The following is a 22,663-nucleotide window of genomic DNA, read 5'->3' on the forward strand; positions in this document are numbered from 1 at the left end:
AGGGTGCAGGGACACGGTCAGTCTCCTTCAGCGTCGTGGGGGCGTCATAGTGAAGCGGTGATCTGGGTGAGGGCCGGATAGAAGACGAACAGGACGAAGCCGAAGGCCATGAGCATGCCGGGCAAGGCCATGCGTTCGGTGGCAGCGTTGGCCTGGCCTTCGGCAGCGGCCCCGTCCCGGCTGCGCAGCGCGGCAGCCTTCGCTGCGAGCGATGCACGGATCTTCGAGCCTTCGGTGCTGGCGAGGGAGAGCGCCGCGGCGAGTTCCGTCAGCTCGGTGACGTCCAGCTCCTCCCCGAGCTGCCTCAGGGTGGTCCAGGGCGAGCTGCGGGAGAGGCGCGCGGTGTTGAGTGCGCGGCGCAGCTGCTGGAATGCCCACCCGTGACCCGTCTGCGCGGCGTCATGCAGAGCGGCATCTATGCCTGAGCCTCCGGCGAGCAGGATGTGGATGAGGTTCAGGTAGGCGCTGAGGGCATGACGGAAGGCCTCTCTGCGGCGCAGGGCCTGGGCTCGTACGGTCAGGTCGGGAAGCAGGAAGCCGCCCACCGCCAGGGCGAGGGCGAGGGATGCAGGCACGGGCCACGGCAGTGCCCTGCCTCCGGTGACAAGTACAAGATCGACGGCCAGGGGCAGAAGGAGGCCGACCAGGGCGAGTGCGGCCTTCTCCGCGAGGTGTGCGTCCGCCGAGCGCCCGGTGATGGCCAGGTCCTTCTCGCTCTCCTGGTGCGGTAGCCCAAGCGCCCGCAAAGCAGCGGTGAACGGAGCACTCACACGGACCGCCCAGCCACCGGTCGGCGGAAGGAGCAGAGGCTGCTGCTGCGGCTCGGGGTGCAGCCGGGCCATGAGGTCGGACAGTCTCGGGCTGGGCGGGCGCAGCCACACCAGCAGCGACCAGAGGCCCAGACCGGCCCCCATACCCAGCACAGCGAAGGTGGCGGTCACGAGGACGCCTCCCGTCGTCCGGCCGGGTCGCTCTCAGCGGTGGCGGAGCCGTCCCGAGAGACCAGAAAACGCTCAGGGCCGTCCATCCGGGCCAGTCGGCGCAGCCAGGAGAACGCGACGGTGAACAGAGCGCCGATGAGCAGCAGCACCAGTTGCCCGGCGGCCGCGTCGTAGGGGGTGAGGAACGTGGGGTTGAACACGACCAGGCCGCCGGCGAAGGAGAGCGTGGTCGTCACGACGACGCGCAGGGTCGTGCGCATCCGTGCTCGCGCGGCGTCGATCCGCTGACGCATGGCGACCTGCGCCCGGGCCGTAGCCGCGAGCTCTCCGAGCAGCGAGGCAAGCTGACGGGCCTGATGTTGCGATGCGAGCGTAAGGGCGGCGAGCACGAGATCGGCCGTCGGGTCGTCCAAGTCTCCGGCGAGACGGCTCAGGGCTGGCGCAAGGCGCTCGCCCCGCTCCAGGCGAGCGGACAGCTCCAGGATCTGGGGACGCACGGCCTTCGGCGCCGCGTCCGCGGTGGCTGTGATGGCCTGTTCCAGGCCCGCGGCCGCGGCCAAGGTGTCGCGCACCATCTCGGTCCAGCCAGCCACTCCCTCGATCCTGGCCAGCTCTTCCTTGTCGACCGCTCCTACGGCGAGCATCCGTGGCAGGGACCAGGTCGCCATTGCAGCCAGCAGCCCGCCGGCTACCCAGCCGGTGAACGCTCCGGTGAGGAGGCCCGCGGCCAGGGATCCCGCGAGCCAGCTCCCATGGTGTTCCCGCTGGCGGTGCCGTGCCGCGCGCACGACTGTCGCTGGCGGCGGCTCGTGCCCTCCGCGTACGACCAGCAATACTCCGACACCGATGCCAACTCCGAGCAGGGCCGCCAGGGGCACGTACACACTCATGGCGACCACCAGTGGCCCAAGCTCAGCCCGTCGAAGTCCAGGCCCACGGCCAGCAGGGCGTCCAGGGTCTCCGCGCGTACGGGCACACCCGGCTTGGCACGGAGATCAGGTCCGGGCCGGAAGATTTCGTTGGAGACGACCTGCTGGCCGTCGGCGTCGATCACCTCCCGTACGGAGGACACCACGCGCTTGCCAGGCTCACCGCGCGGCCGTTCCAGGTGGATGACGAAGTCCAAGGCGGAGGCGACGAGCGCGTTGGTGGCTTCCAGGGGCAGGTGTTCGGGCCCTTGGACGGCGTACGCGGCGAGCCGGGTGAACGCGCCACGACTGGTGGAGGCGTGCAGGGTGGCCATGGAGCCGTCGTTGCCCTGGCTCATGGCGTTGCACATCGGGATCACCTCGGGGCCTCGGACTTCGCCGACGATGACGCGGTCCGGGGACATTCGCAGGGCCCACCGGACCAACTCGGCCTGAGTAATGGCACCTTGGCCCTCGATGTTGGCCTCGCGGGCCTGCATCGCGATCACGTCCGGGTGGGTCACGACGTCGGCGTCCAGGCCGAGCTCGAAGACGTCCTCGACGGTGATCAGACGTTCCCAGGGCGGGATCTCCGCGGCCAGGGCGCGCAACAGCGTGGTCTTGCCGATGGTGGTGCCGCCGGTGACCAGGAGGTTCTTGCGGGCCCTGACCACCGCGCCCAGGAATGCCTCCAGATCGCGGTCGACGGTGCCGAGGCGGCGCAGTTTGCCGAGCGAGACGGTCTGGTAGCGATGCCGGCGGATGGACACCGATGGCCGCGTGGTCACCGCCATCACCGCGAAGACCCGCTCGCCACCGGGAAGCTGGAAACTCACTCCTGGACTACCGCGGTCGAAGCGACGCTCCTGCACCCCCGAGCGGGCAGCCAGGCCCCGGATGAGCTGCACCAGTTCCTCGTCCGAGCCCACCACGGGCGGCAGCTGCTCACGGCGGCCGTCCGCGTAGCGCACGAAGACCCGGTCGCCGTTGATGTTGATGTTCTCGATGTCCTGGTTGCGGAGCAGCGGCTCCAGTCCGGCCTGGCCGAAGACCTCGTTCAGCACCGCCTGAACCACCTGCTGCTCGACTTCGCGCGGCGTGACCTGGCGGCCCTTGGTCAGCTGCTCCCGGGCGTGCTCCTCCGCTGCGTCGGCGAGGATCACTTCGGCCGCGGCACGCCGTTCGACCTCCGGCCACTGAGATTGCCCGGCTGCCTCACGGGCCTGGACGTGCTCGGCGAGCTGCGCGGAGACCCGCTGACGGAGCCGCTGCCGCAGCTGCTCAGTCATCTGATCCTTGTACATGCGCCCGCCGGGGAGCCCGGCCGGGTCGGGCACGCCTCCACCTTGCTGGGGCCCGGCCCCTCCACCACTCGACTCGACGGACACGGGAGTCGAGCCTGCGGTGCCGCCTCTTCGCAGCGGCGTTCCTCGCTCGAAGCCGTTCATGGCGTCGCTCCGTCGGTGGAGGGCGCAGGACGCACGGGCCGCCCATCAGCAGGCAGGGTGAAGCGGAGCGAGGGAGCGGCGAGTTCCTCCACCGTAACGTCCACCTCTACTTGCTCCGAGGCCCTCAGCCCCCGCTCGGCCAACTGCCTGGCCACGGACGTCAGGACCTTTCCGAGCGCCGAGCGGGTGGTGGCTGCTCGGCGCCCCGCAGTACCTCGCAGGAGTGCCGCACCGCGGGGGTCTTCAGGGAGCCTGGCCAGCACCGTAATGCCCAGTTCGCTGGTCACTTCGTCCGCTCCGTAGCCGTCTCCCACCAGCACCAAGACAGGCTCACTCGACCAGCCCCGAAGTGCGTCCACCTCCACGGCCACGTGCGCCAATGCATCGTCACGGGCTCGCGCGAGCACAAGCGTGACGTCGGCTTGCCGCAGGACCGGCATCGCCAATGAGTGCGCCTCGGCCCGACCGCAATCCGCGATGACAACCGTCCCTGCCCGCTCCGCCGGGCCTCGCAGCAGGGTCTCTCCATCGCGGATGAGCTGCTCCAGCGCCGCACGGGCCTGTTCCGCTCCGGGCGGCCCGACGACCACTCTCAATCCACCCCGAAGTCGTTGGATGTGCTGCCACAGCAAGTCAGGGTCGTCTGCTCGGCGTGCCGCGGCGGCCAGGCTGACGAGACCGGGAAAGAGGCCGAGCCGGAAACGCGCCAGTACATCACCGCCTGCTGGATCACACTCGACGACCACCGGAGTCTGCCCCGTCGGCCAGTGACTGGCGAGCCCGAGCGCGGTGGTCGTCACCCCGGGCGAGCCCTTCAGGCTGCACAGCGCCACCAGAGTCACCGCCCTCCACCTCCCCGCACCATGACCACGCGGAGTGTTCCCTCCTGCGCGGCGGCCAGTTCACGAGCCTGGTCCTCACCCAGCTCCAAAGTCACCACGGTCAACTGATCGTCGTTGTCAATCCGAACCGCAGTGACCACTGCCGCCCAGGACTCAGCGGAAGAGGACGGACCACCAGTCGCGTCCTCGTCGGCAGTGGTGACGACCTCGACGCGATGACCGGCCTGCAGACCGGTAGGAAACTGCCCCGTCTTCAGCCCCACCGCCGCGACAGCTCGCCCGGCGGGCGGCACCTCGGGGCTACCAAGAGAGCCCTTCGTCAACAGCATCCCGGCAGGCAAGCTGTAGGCCACCCGGCGACCCACAACAGCCCCACGCTGGTCGGCGGCCACAGCGTCGAGCCCACCGCCGCGCGCAATGCTCGCCTCCCTCAGGTCCGCGCCCTCCAGCTCCTGGCCGACGGACACGGACCGCCGGAGCACCAGCACGGGCTCACGGTCCCCCAGGCTCAGCGTGAGCAGCACTCCACCGGTTGCGCAACCAAGGACCAGCAGCACGCCGATCAGGAGATACGGAACGCGCCGCCGGGAGGTCCCGGCTACCCGCGACGAGGCCCGCTCGGCATCGGACCCTCCCCTCCTCTGGGACTTCTGACTCATGGAGCCGGAACTCCCGAGCGCGCGTAGCCGGGTGCTCATCAGCCGCCCTCCTTCTACATCGTCGATCGAACACTCGCGGTGCCCTCAGCCCTCGCTGTTCAGCGCTTGGCTCTCCGCAACACGGAATCGGGCGTTCGCCGTGGTGGTCATGCCGGGAAAGACCCCGCTCTCCCCTGCGCCGGACCAGCTGACCGTCCAGTGGACTGTCACCGACACCGCGTACGCGTTTCCGGGCTGGCCGGCCGATGACGAGCGGTAGGTATGCCCACAATCCGGCGACGAACCACCAGGCCCCCAGGCGCGCCTCTTTCCGCGCGCGTCGGCGGCGTACGGGGTCCCCGGTCCGCGGCACGTCACCGACCGGCCGTCGCCCAGCTTCCAGACGACCTTGCTCGGCCGTGCCACCGCCGTCACCGAGACCCCGGGCACGGAGGCCGTCGCCGACACCGGCCGCCAGGCCCTACGGGCCACCCAGAGCCATGTCGGAAGATTGACCAGCTGCTCATCGGACGGATTGGTGCGGATTCTTACGTTGGGAAGCCGGAGCTGGCTGCGGGCACGCCGCGCCACCTGGGCGGGCGAGGGCGTGACGGGTCCGACGCGGCCCTCCTGAGCAGCGTCCGGAATCCACACCGGCGGCCGGTAGAAGGCATCCCGGAAGCCGTTCGACGAGCACTTGTAGACGTACCAAGCACCCTTCCTCCCTGGAGTGTGGTCGGCTGATTGCCCTGCCGGGCTGAGCCGGGCTTCCGATTCCCACACGGCGCGTGCGGCGCTCGGTGCGCCAGTGTCGGCAGACTCCTGAAACGATGCGTTGGCCACCGGCCCGGGCGCCTCGTAGTCGCTGCGCTCGTAGGCACAACGAGCCAGATTTGGGTCACGCTCACCGGTTCCCTCTCGGCCGCCGCCACTCCTGCCGCCACGCAGGTGGGGCCCGAGGCCGTGCCCCTCCGACTCAGGAACTTCCCGCCCGCTCCTTCCGCCCTTTCCGGCTTCCAGGTCGCACCCCGGGTGCGGGTTCTGCGAGCAGTCGACGCTCCCCCACCCTGGGTCGGCCAGTGCAGGAACACCACTCGCCACGATCAGGGTGGCGGTCATGACGACCACGGCCCTGGTCCGCCTCAGCACGATCCGACCTCCCAGACTGCGAACCGCGTGACCTTCCACCCGCCGCCCTTCTGCTTCTTCACCTCAGCCGTTATGGACTGGCGGCCACCGGGTTCGTCGTCCGCCAACTTTCCGTTCTGCATGCGGTACTTCAGCCAGTGGGTGGAATCACCGCAGTCCGTGATCACCACCGTGGTGGGATCGGACGCTGGGGCGAGTTTGGTGGCCCTCGGGGAGTTCTCCGGCCTTCCTTTAGTGATCAGGCCGTTCCGGTGGTCGGCGTACATTCCACGCGTGATCGCCTTGAGTGCTTCGCCTGTCGCGTATCGGGCGAGCCGAGGAGACTTCCAGTCGGAGGTCCTTGCCGCGTCCGCCATGTCGCGCCACATGCCCAGATAGGCTTCGGCCGCCTGCTCTCGTGCCGTGTCTGCGGTCGACGCCGATCGTGAGGCTGTCGACAACTTCCTGCTCGGAGTCTGGGCGCCACCCGAGTCGACGCTTTCAGGCGCTTTCGTGGCGGACGAACTGCTGCATCCTCCAAGGAAGAGAAGGGCCGCAGCGCTCAACCCAGTGCATCTGAGGCGACGTTCGCCTCGTCGGCAACTCTCTCCGGTCACCATGGTCACATCACCCCATGAACAACACAGGCTCATGCCGGACGCACATGCGTACACCGACGCATCCACCTTTACTCCGGCTGCGCCCCCTCAGCGCAAGGTGGGCCTGCGGACCGACTTCGAAGTGAGTACGAGGCCCTCGATCGAGGAAATGCGCATGGAATGCGATAAATGCCATGCAGGGGACGGCCGAGACCCCAAGGATCGGCCGCCCCCTACACCAGCCTGGCGAACGAGAATCCAGTCATGCTGCGGCCGCACTGCAGGAACGGCCTGGCGACGTCGCGACCATCTGGGGCCGCCCTCACTCCCAGGTGACGGGAAGTTCAACGAGGCTGCAGATGCGACTGCCAGTCGTCCATTTCAGGCCCTCGGGCGCAACTGCTAGAGCGAGCCCAGGAAGACGCTCGACGAGCGAGCCGATCGCCACTTCCAGTTCCACGCGCGCGAGGTTGGCCCCCAGGCAGAAGTGGGGGCCGTGCCCGAACGCGAGATGCCTGCTCTCGGCACTCCGGTGGATGTCGAACTCGTCCGGGGCGGCGAACTGCTGCGGGTCGTAGTTGGCGGCCACCACTGGCGCCAGAACAGCCTGCCCCTTGGGCACCGTGCCACCGGACGGCAGCGACAGGTCCTCGGTGGCCACGCGCAGCAGACCTCCGTGCCCGGGTACCTCCGTGCGGAGGATCTCCTCGACGGCCCCATGAAGGAGTTGCGGATTCTGCCGGAGCTCGGCCAGTTGATCAGGATGGCGCAGCAGGGTGAGGACGCCGCGGCCGACGACGTGCCCTGTGGTTTCGTGTCCCGCGATGATCAGCCCTCGGACCATGCGGGCCAGCTCGCCCTCGCTCAGCCGGTCTTCCGCATCGTGGGCGTTGATGAGTTCGTCGAGGAGATCCGCGCCCGGGTTCCTGCGGCGGTCTGCTATCAGCGCGTCCGTATAGGCGGCAAATTCCGCACCGGCCCGCGCACGCTCGTCAGCAGTAGCCGTACTGGTGGAAAGGAACACGTCCGACCACGCCCGGAACCGCGGGCTGTCCTCTTCAGGGACGCCCAGCAGCCGGCAGATGATGTGGATCGGGAGAGGGAGGGCGTAGGAGTCGAGCAAGTCGACCGGCGGGGAGCCCGCGATGACGGCGTCGAGGAGACCGTCGGCCAGCTCCTGAATGCGCGGTCGCCACCCCTCGGCTCGTCGCGGCGTGAAGGCCGACTGCACGATGCGCCGGAGCCGAGTGTGCTCCGGTGGGTCCATGTTGACAAGGGCGTGCGGATCATCAGGGATGTCACGGCCTGCGAGCAGGCGAGGGGCGCCCGGGTAGCGAAGGTTGCGCGTGAAGCGCGTGTCGGCGTGCACGTCCCGGATGTCTTCGTACGTCGTGGCCAGGAGCACCTCGTCACCGCTCGGCAACACGATCGGCTCGAGCGGGCAGCTGCTGCGCCTTTGGGCGTACTCATCTGGGGGGCCGCCGTACGCCCGGGGCGCGAACGGAAACTCTGCGTGAGGCTCAGCCTCCTTGCCCATTGTCAACTCCTGACTGCAACGGTCGAGTTCACCACGCCACTGTACCTGATGACCCGTCAGGTGACTGCCGATCAGCCGAGGGATTCCCGGAGCGACGAAGACGGGCTCGCATGATGTCGACTAGCCACTCCTCATGGCGCACCGCCCAGACGCCCAGGGGAGCGAGAGCCACCAACAGGTCGTGCCCCGAGTCGGTCAGCGAACAGTGAGCGGCAGAAGCGAACCCCGGCCCTCTCCCCTCATGCTCGATCACACCGTCGGTGGACAGTCGACGCAGGGTGCCCCACAGCACCTTGTCCGACAGATGACGGCGGCCGGTGATGTGGCGATCGCGATCAACGTCTTCGTTGATCACCAGAGCCAGCTCCGTAGGACGCATGGGTCCGTTGCGCAGGCTCGCGATGACCGAGAAGCTCCAGCGCAGGCGGAGCATCGTGAGGGCTACGCCGAGATTGCGCCAACGCTCCTGACTCGGCGTGCGCTTGCCGCCCTCGAACTTCAGTCGGCGTGCGGGTGCTGGACCCGCGCTGCCCACACCCCGGCGAACCCGCAGATTGGCCAGCAGAAGGTCTGCATGACGTGTCGCCCATACCGCGGGCTCGTGAAGCGCCTCCAGCAGCTCCTCAGACATGGACGTCAACCTTCGAGCCGCGCTCTTCACCTGCGGCTCAACCAACTGCTGCCGCACGATCAGCCCTTCGCCCTCCAGTCGCCGCAGCGTTTCGAGCAAGGTCTTCTCGTGAAGTACCCATTCGTTCAGCAAGTCCGCATTGCGCACATTACCCTTGTTTATGTGCACCAGAAGCTCCGTCGGGCTCATCGACCCATCCAGCAGAGCGACGAGCACGGCGTACGTCCACTTGTTTCGTATGAGCTCGATAGCCATCCCGATTCCGCGCAGGTGGCGGAGCTCTTCGTTCAGCAATGACCTACCCCCTTGAGCGAGCCGTGCCCGCGCATCCTGCTCCGCCCGGCGAGGGGAAGCATAGGAGCGCGGAGGGAAATCTCGATGCCGCCCACGCCCACGGGTTGCGCCAACGCTGCTGGCTGGAATTCGCCGACCCCTTGGCACTGGCTTTGAAGTTAGAGTGCTCCGACGGTGTAGCACTTAGGACGGTGCGGAGATGGCGTCCGCCCCCAGCACCACCCAAAGATCCAGCGAAAGTAGCGCCATGCGTGACAGCGGATGGGGAACATCACCGTCTTGATATCGAGAGGAAGTCAGGAAGGATCAAGAGAAGGGAGGGCCCCTTGCCTTCAGGAGTACGCAAGTTGAAAGAGGAAGCGCAGCAGGCTTCCTCTCCGAAGAAGGCCAAGCGCCGCGCGAGGAGAACTGGCTACCTCGCAGCAGCACCGGCTTCCCGGTTCAAGCGCGCACTATGCAGCATGGCCAGTGATCCCTCCATGCGCACTGACGCCGGGCGAGAACTGCTGCAGCTCTTGATCAGCCAGGCGTCGCTCACCGAAAGGCGGTGGCGCAGGCTCATCGACTGCGTGCCTGCACACCGTGCTCCGACAGTGGCTGACGCTGCTGAGGCATGCGCTCATCACTGGCTGACGGTTGCCAAGGAACTTGACCAGAGGGAAGCCAAGTAGAAGCCACGCCCGTTAAGCTCACGCGCCCGCCCTCACCGCGTCAGGCCGGTGCAGCTGCACCCGCGGGCTTGCCGAGCCGCACAGACACAGCCGGTTAGGGAAATTCATGCCTCAAAACTCTGATGTCTCAGGAAGAACCTCGCATACCGAGAAATGGCATCGACGCCTCGCTTCCCGCCTACCGTACGTCCGGTACTCCACCCCTGTCGGAATTTCGCCGAGGGATGAGCGATACCTGCAGAGGGTTCACGACTTTCTTCGCCTGCTCAACGGCGAATGGTACTGGGATGTCTTCGTTGCCCTCAACGGTGGGCCACTGCAGTACACGGACCTCCTGGCAACGATGCGCGCGCAGATTCCCACCAACAACTGGCCAGGGCGCACCCATCGTCACCTTCAGGAAGGCACGCTCTGCCGAACCCTGCAGCGTCTGACGCAAACCGAACTGATCGAACGCGAAAGAACAGCACGTTTCCCCTTCCCCACTACCTATCGACTGACGCCTCCGTCCCAGGAACTCCTGACCGCGATGGCGCCTGCTGCTACATGGGCGGAGGCACATGCCGCACTCCTGGTTCGTGCCCAGCGGGGGCACGAAGCATCAGACGCATAGCGGCCGCAGCCCACTTGGTGCTGGCTCCCATTGCCCCGGGCCCCCGCAGTGCCGTCATCGCCTCCGTGGCAGCGATTGCTGCTCGCGTGCCCGCCAGCTGCCTGGTGAGCCATCCCTCCAGGTCAGCCTCGACGGTCCAGCAGCACGCCCGTACTCACTCTGAAGTCGGTCCGCACACGCACCTTGCGGCCGGGTGCCCCAGAAGGAGTACTGACTCTTCCCGCATTTCCGAGCTCCCTGCTCCGGGGGCCCATCCGAAGTCGCGTTCTACTCCCCCGCGCGCTGAGGCTGCGTACTCCGGAGCAGGGGCCCTCTTGCCACCCAAGAGGCCAACCCATGTTGATCACTCTTGACACACACCCAGCCAGAGACGACGAAGCACTCCGGCACGTGCTCGAGGATGCCTCGATGGGCCGCTGGGAAGGGCCACGAGACATGCTCGTCGCCACCGGGCCGGACTGGGACCGGCGGATCTTCCGCCTCCAAGTCCTGGCGGAGGCCGGGGCCCGTCTCAGGTTCGCCGACACCTGGGCCGAGGCCGAGCCGCACTCCCCTCACGCCCTCGCCCTACTCGGGAACGTGCAGGCCCTGCGCGCGATGATCGCCGGCCGCGTCAGGGGCCAGACCTTGATGGAAGAGGCGTGGGCGACGTGCTGTGCCGCGCTGGACACGTGGCCCCAGGACGTAGCCCCTTTGGTCGTCATGCTCGCGCTGCTGCGCACCCACGTCCCCGACCGCAGCACGTTGAACCATGTGTGGTCGGAGATCAAGCAACGTGATCCCTGGAACCGCGAAGCCCACCATGAGTTCGTCACGTACCTCTTCGTCCGTCACCACGGCAAGCCGGGCGAGGCGATGTGGTGGGCCGAGGAGCAGGTCTCCATCGCTCCGAAAGGCCTGCCCATCGCGGTCCTGCCTCTGGTGGTACTCGCCGAGGTCCACCGTTGCCGGCAGGAGCAGGACCAGGACTCGTACGGGCTGATGATTCACCCCTGGGTGGACTGCCCGCAGATCGATCTCGCGCTGGAACGCTGGTGGCGCTACCGGGCACCACGCCCGCACGCCTGCTTCGCTGACGACGCCAACTACCTCGCGCACGCTCTGTCCTTCGCCAACCGTCACCACGAGGCTTCAGAGGTCTTCGACGCGATCGGCCCGTACGCCACACGCGTCCCGTGGGCATACTGCGGCCGTGCCCGCGAGCTGTTCCTACGCCATCGCGCGTGGGCCTACAGCCCGCCCCGGCGACGCCGCCGTTGAGAGGGACGCACCGCATCAAGCACCCCAACCGCCTACGAGGGAAGGACGGAAAGCACGTGCCTCTCGATGTCTCCCGCGTCTCCGACGAGGAGCGCCTCCAGCAGCTCGGCTACCGACAGACGCTGTCCCGGTCGATGTCCGGCCGTGCCAACTTCGGTGTCAGCTTCACCATCATCTCCATCTTGTCGGGCTGCATGACGCTCTACGGCTACGGCATGGACACCGGCGGCCCCTCCGTCATCATGTGGGGGTGGTTGTTCGTCGGGCTGATGACTTTGTTCGTGGGTCTGTCCATGGCCGAGGTCTGTTCGTCCTATCCGACCAGCGCGGGCCTGTACTTCTGGGCGCATCGCATGGCTCCCGCACGGTCGGCGGCGGCGTGGGCGTGGTTCACCGGCTGGTTCAACACCCTCGGGCAGATCGCGGTCACCGCGGGCATCGACTTCGGCGCCGCCACCTTCCTCAACGCCCTGCTCGACAGGTATCCATCTGGTGGCACATCCTGGGCGTCCTCGTGATCAGCGGCGCTCTGGTGTTCGTCCCCGACCACCACCAGTCAACCCACTTCGTCTTCGGGGAGTTCACCAACCACACCGGTTTCGCCTCCAGCGCCTACGTGGTACTGGTCGGCCTGCTGATGGCGCAGTACACGTTCACCGGGTACGACGCCTCCGCCCACATGACCGAGGAGACCATCGATGCGGCCGTCGCCGGGCCCAAGGGCATCGTCCGTTCGATCGCGGTCTCCCTGGTAGCCGGGTTCGTCCTGCTCTTCGGCTTCACCTACGCCATACAGTCCTACCGCGGGGCCCTGGACTCCGACATAGGCGTACCTCCGGCGCAGATCCTCATGGATGCCCTTGGCGCGGCCACCGGCAAGTGCCTTCTCGTTGTGATCATCGTCGCGCAGCTGTTCTGCGGCATGGCCTCGGTGACCGCCAACTCCCGCATGATCTACGCCTTCTCCCGCGACGGCGCGCTGCCCTTCTCCAAGACGTGGCACAAACTCCACCCGGGCACCCGGACTCCCACGCACGCCGTCTGGCTCGCCACCGGCGGCGCCTTCTGTCTGGGCCTGCCCTACCTGTGGAACACCACGGCGTACGCCGCTGTCACCTCGATCGCGACCATCGGCCTGTACATCGCCTACGTGATCCCCACGTTCCTCCGGCTGCGGCAAGGTGACCGGTTCGAGCGCGGCCCGTGGCACCTCGGCTCGTGGTCCACCATCGTCGGCACCATCGCCGTCGTGTGGGTTCTCGTGATCACGGCGCTGTTCATGCTGCCGCAGAGGTCACCGATCACAGCGAGCACCTTCAACTATGCCCCCATCGCCGTCGGCACCGTCATCGCCTTCTGCGGCACCTGGTGGCTGGCATCAGCTCGGAAGTGGTTCCTCAACCCCTCTCACCCCCGCAACGTCACACTGCACCATGTGCAGATCGTCGGGCAGCAAGCGCACCATTCATAAACACGAGACGCATGCTGGTCATCCTGTCCGCTACCGCAGCGCTCCTGGTCCTGGCCAACGCCAGCCAGCGGCGGAGAGCGCGCTGGCGCGGCCGATAGCGCTCGGAGACAGCGGCCGAGGGCCGCGGGTGTGTCGGCCCTTGCATCCTGGCTGGCTTCGGGACACTGTGCTTCTTCCTGTCGCAACAGCTGCTCGGCCGCCTTCGCTCGATCGCGAGCGGCATCGCCGTGAAAGGCCGCTGCATACGCAGGTACTCGACCGAAAGCAGCGAGGGCAACACCTACTGGCACCACGTCCACAGCTTCACGACCCTCGACGGCCAGAACATCGAGTTCAAGGAAGACGCCGTGCTCCTCGCCCAGGGCGACACCATGACCGTTCGCTACCGCCCCGCCCCCCGAACCGCGACCATCATGGGCCCGGCGGGACCTGGTCGCCCCTCTTTGGAAGCCTCTTCGGTATCCTGATCTCCGGCATCTTCACCATGCTGGGCATGCTGTTCGTCGTGCTGAGCTTCACCCCGTAACCGCCCCCGAGCTGGCCGAGCAGGCGAAGCAGCACTATCCGGACCAGGTCGGGCTCTCGTCAACTCCCCGGCTCATGCCGCGCCCTGATAGCGCGCCCATTACATCGCCGCTGCAGCCAAGCTCGATGATCAGTAGCCCGGTGCGTCCTCAGCGATCTCCTGCCATATCCAGGCGTTGGCCGCCGCAAAGGCTGCGACGGCTTCGGTCGGCGCGGTGCGCCAAGCCGGAATCCGCGCGGTCCACGCCTCATCCTCCCGCGGAGATCGCTTGCCGGTCGCAATCAGCCAAACCGCGCAGACAGCGGAGTCGATCCAAGGTGCTCCTACCGTGGCCCATGCCCAGTCGGCCAGCCGTACCCGTCCGCCAGCCACCAGCACGTTCACCGGGTTGAAATCGGTATGGCACAGCGAGTTCCCTGCGAAGAACCGGAGTATCTCCGCCTCATCAACATACGGCCGCCACCGGTCCTCGGCCCGCTTGAGATCGAGACCCGGCGCCTGGAGGCGGCCAAGGGCAGCAAGCGTGTCAGCGAGCAGGAGCAGGTCCGGTGATCCTTCGGAGGAGTCCGCAGGGCGCGCGCTGACGAATTCGAAGCCAAGGAGATCCCAATCGGTCGCCTCCAGGCGCCAGAGCAGCCGGGGAGCAAAGCCGTCCGTCGGCGCGGCGACTGCGCCTCCGGCCCTCGGCACTCTCATGGCCAGACGCGATTCCCACCTTCTGTGACCTGTACGACTTTCTGTCTTGTGTCCCTCTGCACCTGATGGCGAGTATGAACCTGCCCCAAGGAGCAGGGTTCTCGGTCGTCGGCATCGGCAGGCACGCAGATCTGAAGTCCTGGCAGATCTTCCACCAGGCCCAGTAAAACTCGAATCGAATGTCGTCAATTGCCGCAGCCAGCTTCACTCTGGAGCGGCAACACTGAAAGGCTTCATTTCCTACATCCCCCCAATTCCGTTGCCCCATAAGGGTATTCGCTTACCTTTGCGACAGTGTGAAGTTCTGGGGGGGATGCACTCGACCGGAGATCAGGAGTGGACTTCATGAGACGTTCCTCGCTGAAGAAGATCACGGCGCTCATGTCGCCAGTGGCAGCAGCAACGATCCTCCTCACTGGAGCCGCCGCGCCCACGAGCGCGGCACCGCGGTGGAACAAGAAGGAAAGGCGCGGCGCGGTCGACCCCGACGGCCGGCAGATACTGACGCGCATCGGCAATGCCGAACTGGGCTGGAACCACTTCGCCGGTCGGCACAACATCCGTAAGTGCGATCTGCTGAACATCCCTCTCGGCGGTAAGGTCGACAAGAAGAGCGGGGCCAACCTGGAGTACCGGGGCGTCGCCTCGAATCGCCAGTACGGACGGGTGACAATCGTCGTCAAGGCCCGCTACGCACGGAAGACGGACGACGGGCGTTACGACGCGGGAAAGGGCAATAAGATCGGCGTGATCACCGCATACTGCAAGGGCATGCAGAAGTGCCCGAACTGGGTAAATCAATGACATGCGAGCATGAAGAGATTGTGGAGCAGCAGGCCCACATCACGGGCCTGATGCTCCACCACGTCTACGCGCCCCTCGTTGAGGACCAACACGTACGTGGCGTCCTCCCTGCACCCCCCACGACGGACGCCGTACGCGTCGTCCTCGGTGACAAGGGCGAGTACGCCCCCGAGCGACTCGCCGCATACGAGATCCCCCTACGCACGGGCGACGAACTGCGCACACCGCACGACATTGCCGCGCTCCTGCGCACCGTCCACACGGGAACCCACATCTACCCTCGCGACAAGGTCAGCACCGTCATGGGAATGACCCTGTTCACCGTGGACCCCGCGACCGTGACTCCAGCCCCTTTCACCAACGACGACTGGACCCACACGCTCCTGCGCTGCCTGGCCTCCCCCTCCACCGAGGAACGCCCACAGGCGCGCTTGTGTGGCTTCCTGTTCCTGGCCCCGGACCGGCTCCGTCTCTACCTCGACACCGAGGAGGCTCTCCCCGGGATAACAGCTGCCGACGTACGTCCCGGTGGCGTCCTCACAGCGCTGCTGGCGGCCCTGCCGTCGCTGCTCGACGAACAGTGGCTCACAACGACCGATACCGACGACCCGCACTGTTCACGCGTGGTCGACCTCACCGACTGGTGACCACCGCCGTCGACGGCTGAACGCAAAGGAGCACCCCTCCTCGTCCCGGCGGATTCCAGTGATCGTCGCAACACGTGATCAGTGCTGGGCGGTCGCAAGCAGTGCATGCAGGCGCTCGGCCGGGGTTTACCAGCCGAGCGGCTTGCGTGGTCGGCCATTGAGTTCGTCCGCGACGGCATCGAGGTCCTCGCGCGTGCACGGAGGCCGGCGCCCTTGGGAACGTACTGCCGCAGCGGGCTGTTGGTGTTCTCGTTCGAACCGCACTGCCAGGGACTAGCCGGATCGTAAGAAGACCGGAGCGTCGGTGGCGACGGTGAACTCGTGGTGCCGTCCCATCGCGCTGCCTTGATCCGAGTGGGCGACCGTCCGAAATGGACCGGCAGGGTCGTCACAGCCTCCACCCGCGCGTCGCGGTCGAGCTCGGTGCCGCGTCGGCTGACAGGCACAGGAGCATCACGTAGCGCGTGAAGCGTTCGACCAGTGTGCCGATGGCAGAGCCACTGTCCTTGCCGATGATCAGGTCGCCTTCCCGGCAACCGGGGGCGGCCGGGTCGGCGACCTCGGCGGACGTTCACTGATCATGAACATGGGCTGGCCCTGCTGGGCCTGGCGGCGGGGCTTGCGGCGGCACGCAGCAGCGACACAGCCCGGCGGTGTCGGCGTCGGTGGGCTGGTCCTCCTCGGGCGCCCCTGGCGCCCGTGTGCCTCCGCCGCTCCGCCTCGGGGGGGGGCTGGGCCAGCATATGCTCGCCCTCCTCGTCCAGCTGGAGGCCGCCTGCACCACCGCCGATCAGCTCGCCGAGTCGGTGTCAGAGGTGTTCCCTCAGCACCCGGACGCCGAGATCCTGCTGAGTTTCCCCGGGCTCGGCATCCAGCTCGCCGCCCGGATCCTGGCTGAGATCGGGGACGACCACACTCGCTTCGCCGACGCCCGCGGCCTCAAGGCCTACGTTGGTTCCTCGCCCGTCACCAGGGCCTCCGGCAAGAAGTCCTCCATCACCCGGCGGTGGGTGAAGAACGACCGGCTCAACCACGCGGGCTACCTCTGGGCCTCCGCCGGAGCCAACGCCCACTACCGGCGACGACGCGAGATCGGCGACTGGCACGCCGCCACCCAGCGCAACCTCTTCAACCAAGCTCGGCCAGCTCTACCACTGCCTCCAGCACCACAAGCCGTTCGACGAGCACACCGCCTTCCCGACCCAACTTGCCACCGCCGCTTGACCCGTTGGCATCGTGAGGTGTCTGGCGCTGCGTGCCCCACGATTTCCCTCACTGGCGCACTACTACCTACGGCTACTTCTTCGCGGCCTGGCAAGAGGGCGGCGTCCTCGAACAGCTCGGCAGCCTGCTGCGGCGCCTGGTCCGGGAGGCCGAGGGCCGCAACGGCGAGCCGTAGGCCTGCGTGCTGGACTCCCAGACCATCAAGACGTCGGCCAACGTGCACCTGGCCAACCAAGGCACCGACGCCGGAAAGCGGATCATCGGGCGCAAGCGACACCTGGGCTGCGACACCCTCGGCCTGCTGCTGACTGTCCTGGTCACGGCCGCGAGCGTGTCCGACACCGCGGCCGGGGTGACCCTGCTGACCCGCATCGCCGCCGCCCACCCGCGCATCACCAAGGCGTGGGTCGACGCCGGCTACCGCACCACCGCCATCGACCACGGCGCCCGCCTGGGCATCGACGTCCACCCCGTCCAACGCGACCTGGGAGTCAATGGCTTCGCCGTCTCACCGGCGAAGCCACCCTGAACTGGCGCGGAACCTGACCCGGGACCAAACACCAACCACCGGACCAAAAGCTCAGTGAGGCCCGTTTGGTAGTTTCGAGCGGCCAGAGGCTCCGCCCCGGCGCTGAACCGTCTACGCAGGCCATGGCGCGCCGGCTGCGGTGCGGCAGCGAGTCTTGGGCTACCGCACGCCGGGGAAGCAATCCGGTCACGTTCTCCGCTGCTTGACGTGAACGGCGAGGTCAGCAGCACCTACAACGAGCTGGGCCTAAAGGAGGTCTGGCCGGAGGGCGCCATCAAGGTGGCCGCCCCTTCCACCGTCAAGTGGTCTCTCATCGCTGGACAGTAACCCGTCTTGGCCGAGAGTCACCGTGGACTCACATCCCGCACTCACCGCAGCAGGTCAGCGGATGCGCTGTTCAGAAGGGGCGCCTCGCCGCCGGGGCGCCCCTTCATCATGGTCGCTGTCTCACCTTGATCAGCAGCCACACATGGAGCGCCGGAGTCGAGGAACACCTCGCCCCAGCCTTCTCTGGAGCGAGCCACGGAGCATCTGGCGAACACCAAAATGGTCGCCTCCGCTTTTGAGCGGAGGCGACCATGGCGCGCTCCTGGCAACGACTGGCCAGAATCGCGGAGCGAACAGCCTTCGATCGCTTGCATTCATGGCAGTCCGAAGCCTGCCCCGCCCATCGCGCCTATGAATACTAGAGCGTGACGCCTGACATGCCTGCTAGAGCTCCTAGCCCGATGGGAATCAACAGAGCGACCTGTCGCGCCATGTTCCATCGCTTTCGGCGCATCAGAGTGAGCAGTCCAGCGGTTGAGAAGCCGAAGACAGCTGAAAACACAATGAGTTCGTGCCAGCCGAAGGTGTTCCAGTGGTGCGTTGCCAGCGCCAGGACTGTCATGGCCCCTCCGACCAGCAGTCCTGAGACGATGACATCCGACCCTGTGAACACTGTGGGCTCGGGGCCTCCGTGTCGGCTGTGGCTCCACATTTCGCGAACGAAGGCTACGACGAGCACCGTCTGAACCACCACAGCGATGATGAACACGGCGACGAAAGCAGTCTGCATAGTCTCTCCTCCGCCTTGCGCACTCTTCAGCCGCAGCTCTTGGCGACCGCGCTGATGCCCGTGACCTCTCCGAACATGGCGACCAAAATCTTCAGCCGCTCCTGCTTGTTACCGGCCTGGACGATCAGCTTGGCACCCTTGAGCACGCCACCGTACTTCTTTGCCTTGGTGATCAGCAGGGCATTGCCGGCGACGAAACCGCCGATTGTGCCCACGCACGCAGTGACCTTCCACGCCTTCGACCACGAGATGCCGGACGGGGCGACCCCTTGTGGACCACCCTTGCCTGCGGCACTCTCCGTCGCGGACCCCTTCAGGGCCGGCAGGGCAGCCTCCTGGGCCTTCTGGTCCTCCGGGTACATGGCCTTCGCTACCTGCTCAGGCGAAGGGTCCTTGGGCAGGTCCAGAAGTCGCTCCTCGAAGCCCTCTTCCTCAAGTGCGGCCAGCGGGTCGGCTTCACCCTGAGCCTGGGCGGCCTGGGCGGCTTCCTGGGAAGGGTGTATCCCAGCCCGGTGCTCCGCCTGATCTGCGAAGGCCACAGGCCCCGAAACTGCCATGACGACGGCAGCGCAGACGCCGATCGTGGTAACGCGTATGGACTTGCTGTTCACGTTCCCTCTTCTTCAATTGGAGACAACGCACGCCTTCATCGAGCTTTCCAAATCCGATGCAGCACGCGTCTGCCCACCGCCGTATGCGAGGGAAGAGGCCCCATGGGGCTTCCCCGGCACGACGCGGTTGCTTGTTGCTACGTGGAGCATCGCGCCCCTGTGATCACTTGCCAACCCCACCCTTGGGGGGTCCCGATACCCGCTGGGTGGGGGGCTGTCAGCCGAAGTCCGTCGGACCACAGGTCGTTGAGCGCGAGCCAGGTGCTACGTCTTGGTGGATGCACTTGATTCCGCCGACACGGAGGGGTGCTGAGGAGCGAAAGGAATCTGATGTCTGCGATGTCAGACCGTGGGGCAGCGCAGCAGGGTCTCGACGAAGTGGGCGCTGAAGTCGCGCGGCCCGGTGCCCAGCGCCACACGGCCCGTGTGCTTCTCCCGGTCGAGGATGTGCGGCGGGTAGGCGTAGCTTCCGGCCCTCTCCTCGGGCAGGAACGCCGTCTGACCGCGCCCGAGTTGGCTGGCGCACTCGACGGCGACCGTGCCGGATCCGGTGGTGACGAACGACTCGTCGGCCGCGACGCCCACCGCCAGCGGGTCGTGCAGGGGGCAGTCTCCCTGCCCGCGGTTCGACTCGTACGCCTTCAGATACGTGCGCATGATCCGGACCGTCAGCTCCTGCCCGGGGCCGGCGGCGTCGAGGCGGGCCAGGTCCTCGTACGTGAAGCGCCAGCCGTGCGTGGCGTCGAGGCCAACCATCGTGTAGGGGATGCCGCTGGAGACCACGATGTCGGCGGCGTCCGGATCCGCCCAGACGTTGAACTCGGCCAGCGCCGTGACGTTGCCCGGCGCCTGGGCGGCTCCGCCCATGAACACCAGCCTGCGCACCCGGTGGGCGAAGCCCGGGTCCTGGAGGAGGGCCATGGCGACGTTGGTGAGCGGTCCGGTGGCGACGACGGTGAGCTCGCCCTCGTACCGCCGCGACAGCCGCAGGAGCGCGGCGGCCGCCGGTTCGCTCTGCTCGGGCGCGGTGGAGTCCGCGAGCACCTCGTCACCGAGGCCGGTCGGGCCGTGGAAATCCGAGGCGCTGTCGACCCGGCTGATGGTGCGCCCCGCACCGGGATGCACCGGGACGTCGCCGTCGATGCCGAAGGCGCGGGCGAGGCCGCGGGCGTTACGGAAGACCTGTGCCATCGGGGCGTTGCCGCCCACGGCGGTGTACGCCTTGAGGTCCCACAACCCGCTGCCCAGCAGGTACTGCAGGGCGACGGCGTCATCCAGACCGGGATCGCTGTCGAGGACTATCGGCGAAAGAGCCACACCACACCTCTTCATTTCTCTCTGAGGGAGTTCACCTGGATAACCTTTTCGTCGATGCGCCTATCCGGTGAGGTAATTTCCAGTGACATCTATACGTTAGACTGCCAGCGAAATAACGGGTGACTGCCAGCGGGTCGCATTACCGCCTGGCAGTGAAATGAGGGGCACACCACGATGTCGGACGGGTCGCACGTCTTCCTTCAGGACGCGGACCGGTGGGTCTATGGCTGGATTTCCGGGACCGCGCACTGCGGTGTCGAGGAAGTCGCCGCGGGCACCGGTTTTCGACAGCAGGACGTGGAGGAGTCGATCGGCCGCCTGATCCGGCTGCGTCTCGTGCGCGTGGAGCCTGGGTCGCCCTCCGAATACTTCGCGGTGGCACCCGACATGGCCCGGGTCGAGGTGCTGGGGCCGCTGCAGCGTGAAATCGACCAGCGGCAGCAAGTGGTCGACCGCACCCGGGCCGCGCTGCTCGAACTCGCCGACGTGTACCAAGAAGGAGTGGCGGGCTTCATGGGGCCGGCGCCGGTGGAGATCGTCGCCTCACCGTCCCAGGCGGCGGAGCTGACCCTGGAGCTGGCCGCCTCCTGCCGTTCGGAGATCCTGCTTTCCCAGCCCGACGCGAATGCCGCCGTCGAATCCCTGTATTTCCAGTCGGACGGCAAGCGCCTGCTGAGCCCGGAGGTCCGGGTCCGCACACTTTTCGCGCACACGGCCCGCTTCCGGCGGGAACTTGTCGAGCATATGCAGACCCAGACACAGAGAAATGCCTCGTACCGCACCCGCAGCGACGGCTTCATGCCGCTGACCGTCTTCGACCAAGAGGTCGCCGTCTTTTCTCATCAAACGCGTTCCGGCGGAATCGTGCTGGTTCGGGATCCTTCCGTGGTCGCCTTCACCGTCGCCGCTTTTGAACGGGCGTGGAACCGCGGGATCGAGTTCCACACCTCGTACGAGCCTCATGTGGTGGACGAGCTCTCCGAGAGCACCAAGCGCACCATCCTGCATCTCATGGTGCAGGGCGTCGAGGACCGGTTGATCGCACGGCGGGTGCACATGTCGCTGCGCTCCTGCCAGCGTCACATTGAGGTCATCATGCGACGCCTGGGGGCCAAGAACCGTATGCACGCCGGCTTCCTCGTCAGCGAGCGCGGACTCCTGCACGAGCAGGAGATGGCGGAGGAGCCTTGCCGCCGTTGACGGCGCTGTCCGCTACGGCTCGCAGCCGCACGAGCCGCCGGGTTGCAGGCGTGGACGCCCCGGCGGCTCGTGCGGCGATGACGGTGCTTCGTGCGAGGTGGCGGACCGGTCCACGTTCGTCGTTGCGCCGCGCAGCGCGTCCAGAGCCGCTCGTACCGAACGGTGCAGATCAGTGGTCACGGTGGTCAGGGCAGGCATGTGGAAAGCCGCCTCCCTGATGCCGTCCTGACCCACGACGGCGAGTCCGGCCGGGACCGGAACTCCCAGGGAACGCGCCGCCCCGATGACGCCGAGCGCCTGCTCGTCGGTGCCGCACACGACGGCTACGGGGCGCCTTTGCCCTGTTCGCCCGCCGAGCAGCGCCCGTGCCACCTCGAAGGCGCCGTGCCGGTCGCCGGGTACGGCGAACAGCCGCCCGTGCGCCCCCGCGTCGGTGACCGCCGCCCGCCAGCCCTCCGCTCGCTGTGCGGCCACCGGATTGTCTGGCTCCGCGAACAGACAGACCTCCCGGTGCCCGTGGTCCAGCAGATGCGCGGTGGCGAGGCGGCCACTCTCGTTCTCGTCGCAGGTGACCTGCGTGGCGATGGGCTCGGCGGGTGCCGGGCCGTACAACTGCACAACGGGGGTATCTTCGCTTTCGGCCAGTTCGACGGTCGCGGGCAGCGGAGCGGCCCCCACCACGACGAGTCCGGCGACCCGCATACCGAGGAAGACATTCCGGTAGTACGGCTCCCGTTCGGACCGGAGTCCCGAGTTGCCGGCGATCAGCGTCAGCCCGCGCCGACTCGCCGCCTGTTCGAGCGCGTAGACCGCCTCCGCGAGGAAGGTCCGCCGCATGTCCGGGGCGATCACACCGACGAGACCGGTGCGATGGTGGCGGCCGAGGGCCTGGGCCAAGCGGTCCGGGCGGTAACGAAGTTGGAGTATCGCCTCCTCCACGCGACGGCGTGTTTCCGGGGCAACAGCTCGTGGCCCGTCGTTGATGACGTAACTCACCACCGCTGTCGACACACCGGCGAGGCGCGCCACATCATTCCGGGTCGCCCGTCTCGACGGTGCGCCATGGGCCAT

General features: G+C 67.2%; 19 protein-coding genes and 3 pseudogenes. 9 read left to right on the forward strand and 13 right to left on the reverse strand.

Features of this window, described 5'->3' with window-relative positions; genetic code table 11:
- Nucleotides 1-44 precede the first annotated feature (44 nt).
- The 8 genes from IG74_RS0104540 to IG74_RS47680 all read right to left on the reverse strand — a co-directional run bounded on the left by IG74_RS0104540 (nt 45) and on the right by IG74_RS47680 (nt 8,966).
- Entirely contained in the window at nt 45-941 is an 897-nt protein-coding gene (locus IG74_RS0104540; protein WP_199818777.1) for a type II secretion system F family protein, read from the reverse strand.
- The gene (locus IG74_RS0104545; protein WP_030669933.1) at nt 938-1,831 is read right to left on the reverse strand and encodes a type II secretion system F family protein; all 894 of its coding nucleotides are present in this window, start codon (nt 1,829-1,831) and stop codon (nt 938-940) included. Before IG74_RS0104545 ends, IG74_RS0104540 begins: the two co-directional genes overlap by 4 nt.
- Nucleotides 1,828-3,138 carry a CpaF family protein gene (locus IG74_RS0104550; protein WP_234334206.1) on the reverse strand — a complete coding sequence of 437 codons (1,311 nt, stop codon included), beginning with the start codon at nt 3,136-3,138 and terminating at the stop codon, nt 1,828-1,830. Before IG74_RS0104550 ends, IG74_RS0104545 begins: the two co-directional genes overlap by 4 nt.
- Nucleotides 3,139-3,293: 155 nt before the next feature.
- Nucleotides 3,294-4,139 carry a hypothetical protein gene (locus tag IG74_RS0104555; RefSeq protein WP_051854526.1) on the reverse strand — a complete coding sequence of 282 codons (846 nt, stop codon included), beginning with the start codon at nt 4,137-4,139 and terminating at the stop codon, nt 3,294-3,296.
- Nucleotides 4,136-4,696 (reverse strand): SAF domain-containing protein, encoded by a 561-nt coding sequence (locus IG74_RS0104560; protein WP_158857440.1) that lies wholly within the window; start codon nt 4,694-4,696, stop codon nt 4,136-4,138. The genes IG74_RS0104555 and IG74_RS0104560 overlap by 4 nt, the downstream gene beginning before the upstream one ends.
- A gap of 1,223 nt (nt 4,697-5,919) precedes the next feature.
- Nucleotides 5,920-6,282: a hypothetical protein gene (locus IG74_RS49095; RefSeq protein ID WP_199818778.1), complete on the reverse strand. Its 363-nt coding sequence runs from the start codon at nt 6,280-6,282 to the stop codon at nt 5,920-5,922.
- Between the two features lie 544 nt (nt 6,283-6,826).
- The gene (locus IG74_RS0104575; protein WP_030669948.1) at nt 6,827-8,041 is read right to left on the reverse strand and encodes a cytochrome P450; all 1,215 of its coding nucleotides are present in this window, start codon (nt 8,039-8,041) and stop codon (nt 6,827-6,829) included.
- A 28-nt stretch (nt 8,042-8,069) separates the two neighbouring features.
- Nucleotides 8,070-8,966 (reverse strand): winged helix-turn-helix transcriptional regulator, encoded by an 897-nt coding sequence (locus tag IG74_RS47680; protein ID WP_051854528.1) that lies wholly within the window; start codon nt 8,964-8,966, stop codon nt 8,070-8,072.
- A gap of 1,014 nt (nt 8,967-9,980) precedes the next feature.
- Between IG74_RS47680 and IG74_RS54625 the strand changes: the two genes are divergently transcribed.
- From IG74_RS54625 to IG74_RS0104595, 4 genes and pseudogenes are all read left to right on the forward strand, one after another.
- Nucleotides 9,981-10,250 (forward strand): winged helix-turn-helix transcriptional regulator, encoded by a 270-nt coding sequence (locus tag IG74_RS54625; RefSeq protein ID WP_158857442.1) that lies wholly within the window; start codon nt 9,981-9,983, stop codon nt 10,248-10,250.
- A gap of 435 nt (nt 10,251-10,685) precedes the next feature.
- Nucleotides 10,686-11,510 carry a hypothetical protein gene (locus tag IG74_RS0104585; RefSeq protein WP_234334207.1) on the forward strand — a complete coding sequence of 275 codons (825 nt, stop codon included), beginning with the start codon at nt 10,686-10,688 and terminating at the stop codon, nt 11,508-11,510.
- A gap of 134 nt (nt 11,511-11,644) precedes the next feature.
- Nucleotides 11,645-12,981, forward strand: a pseudogene (locus IG74_RS45545) (amino acid permease).
- Nucleotides 12,982-13,208: 227 nt separating this feature from the next.
- On the forward strand, nt 13,209-13,448 hold the full coding sequence (locus IG74_RS0104595; protein WP_030669958.1) for a hypothetical protein: 240 nt from the start codon (nt 13,209-13,211) through the stop codon (nt 13,446-13,448).
- Between the two features lie 188 nt (nt 13,449-13,636).
- On the opposite strand, the gene IG74_RS45550 is transcribed toward IG74_RS0104595, so the two are convergent.
- Complete coding sequence (locus IG74_RS45550; protein WP_051854529.1) at nt 13,637-14,203, reverse strand: phosphotransferase; 567 nt, start codon at nt 14,201-14,203, stop codon at nt 13,637-13,639.
- Nucleotides 14,204-14,548: 345 nt separating this feature from the next.
- Between IG74_RS45550 and IG74_RS53185 the strand changes: the two genes are divergently transcribed.
- From IG74_RS53185 to IG74_RS45560, 4 genes and pseudogenes are all read left to right on the forward strand, one after another.
- The gene (locus IG74_RS53185) at nt 14,549-15,007 is read left to right on the forward strand and encodes a hypothetical protein (protein WP_234334208.1); all 459 of its coding nucleotides are present in this window, start codon (nt 14,549-14,551) and stop codon (nt 15,005-15,007) included.
- Between the two features lie 20 nt (nt 15,008-15,027).
- On the forward strand, nt 15,028-15,654 hold the full coding sequence (locus tag IG74_RS52695) for a hypothetical protein (RefSeq protein ID WP_199818779.1): 627 nt from the start codon (nt 15,028-15,030) through the stop codon (nt 15,652-15,654).
- A gap of 734 nt (nt 15,655-16,388) precedes the next feature.
- A pseudogene (locus tag IG74_RS49105) lies at nt 16,389-16,878 on the forward strand (IS110 family transposase); the annotation flags it as partial.
- A 22-nt stretch (nt 16,879-16,900) separates the two neighbouring features.
- Nucleotides 16,901-17,398 (forward strand): annotated as a pseudogene (locus IG74_RS45560) (transposase); the annotation flags it as partial.
- A 694-nt stretch (nt 17,399-18,092) separates the two neighbouring features.
- On the opposite strand, the gene IG74_RS0104635 reads toward IG74_RS45560, so the two are convergent.
- The 3 genes from IG74_RS0104635 to IG74_RS0104645 all read right to left on the reverse strand — a co-directional run bounded on the left by IG74_RS0104635 (nt 18,093) and on the right by IG74_RS0104645 (nt 20,392).
- Nucleotides 18,093-18,464, reverse strand: coding sequence for a hypothetical protein (locus IG74_RS0104635; protein WP_030669967.1), 372 nt, complete (start codon nt 18,462-18,464; stop codon nt 18,093-18,095).
- Nucleotides 18,465-18,490: 26 nt separating this feature from the next.
- Nucleotides 18,491-19,075 carry a hypothetical protein gene (locus IG74_RS0104640; RefSeq protein WP_030669970.1) on the reverse strand — a complete coding sequence of 195 codons (585 nt, stop codon included), beginning with the start codon at nt 19,073-19,075 and terminating at the stop codon, nt 18,491-18,493.
- A gap of 342 nt (nt 19,076-19,417) precedes the next feature.
- Nucleotides 19,418-20,392 carry a nucleoside hydrolase gene (locus IG74_RS0104645; RefSeq protein WP_234334209.1) on the reverse strand — a complete coding sequence of 325 codons (975 nt, stop codon included), beginning with the start codon at nt 20,390-20,392 and terminating at the stop codon, nt 19,418-19,420.
- Between the two features lie 174 nt (nt 20,393-20,566).
- Here IG74_RS0104645 and IG74_RS47690 point away from each other — a divergent pair, with 174 nt between their 5' ends.
- On the forward strand, nt 20,567-21,592 hold the full coding sequence (locus IG74_RS47690; RefSeq protein ID WP_051854531.1) for a LuxR C-terminal-related transcriptional regulator: 1,026 nt from the start codon (nt 20,567-20,569) through the stop codon (nt 21,590-21,592).
- A gap of 12 nt (nt 21,593-21,604) precedes the next feature.
- Here IG74_RS47690 and IG74_RS0104655 read toward each other — a convergent pair whose 3' ends face one another.
- Nucleotides 21,605-22,663, reverse strand: coding sequence for a LacI family DNA-binding transcriptional regulator (locus IG74_RS0104655; protein WP_078868570.1), 1,059 nt, complete (start codon nt 22,661-22,663; stop codon nt 21,605-21,607).

The sequence above is a fragment of the Streptomyces sp. NRRL B-1347 genome (assembly GCF_000720325.1).
Lineage (GTDB): Bacteria > Actinomycetota > Actinomycetes > Streptomycetales > Streptomycetaceae > Streptomyces.

What these genes read in the sequence shown, in the direction of transcription:
- IG74_RS49095 (WP_199818778.1), bottom strand. Translation starts at nt 6,282, where the DNA reads ATGGCGGACGCGGCAAGGACCTCCGACTGGAAGTCTCCTCGGCTCGCC.
- IG74_RS0104545 (WP_030669933.1), bottom strand. Translation starts at nt 1,831, where the DNA reads ATGAGTGTGTACGTGCCCCTGGCGGCCCTGCTCGGAGTTGGCATCGGT.
- IG74_RS47690 (WP_051854531.1), top strand. Translation starts at nt 20,567, where the DNA reads ATGTCGGACGGGTCGCACGTCTTCCTTCAGGACGCGGACCGGTGGGTC.
- IG74_RS0104575 (WP_030669948.1), bottom strand. Translation starts at nt 8,041, where the DNA reads ATGGGCAAGGAGGCTGAGCCTCACGCAGAGTTTCCGTTCGCGCCCCGG.
- IG74_RS0104655 (WP_078868570.1), bottom strand. Translation starts at nt 22,663, where the DNA reads ATGGCCCATGGCGCACCGTCGAGACGGGCGACCCGGAATGATGTGGCG.
- IG74_RS45550 (WP_051854529.1), bottom strand. Translation starts at nt 14,203, where the DNA reads ATGAGAGTGCCGAGGGCCGGAGGCGCAGTCGCCGCGCCGACGGACGGC.
- IG74_RS0104585 (WP_234334207.1), top strand. Translation starts at nt 10,686, where the DNA reads ATGCTCGTCGCCACCGGGCCGGACTGGGACCGGCGGATCTTCCGCCTC.
- IG74_RS0104635 (WP_030669967.1), bottom strand. Translation starts at nt 18,464, where the DNA reads ATGCAGACTGCTTTCGTCGCCGTGTTCATCATCGCTGTGGTGGTTCAG.
- IG74_RS0104550 (WP_234334206.1), bottom strand. Translation starts at nt 3,138, where the DNA reads ATGACTGAGCAGCTGCGGCAGCGGCTCCGTCAGCGGGTCTCCGCGCAG.
- IG74_RS54625 (WP_158857442.1), top strand. Translation starts at nt 9,981, where the DNA reads ATGCGCGCGCAGATTCCCACCAACAACTGGCCAGGGCGCACCCATCGT.
- IG74_RS53185 (WP_234334208.1), top strand. Translation starts at nt 14,549, where the DNA reads ATGAGACGTTCCTCGCTGAAGAAGATCACGGCGCTCATGTCGCCAGTG.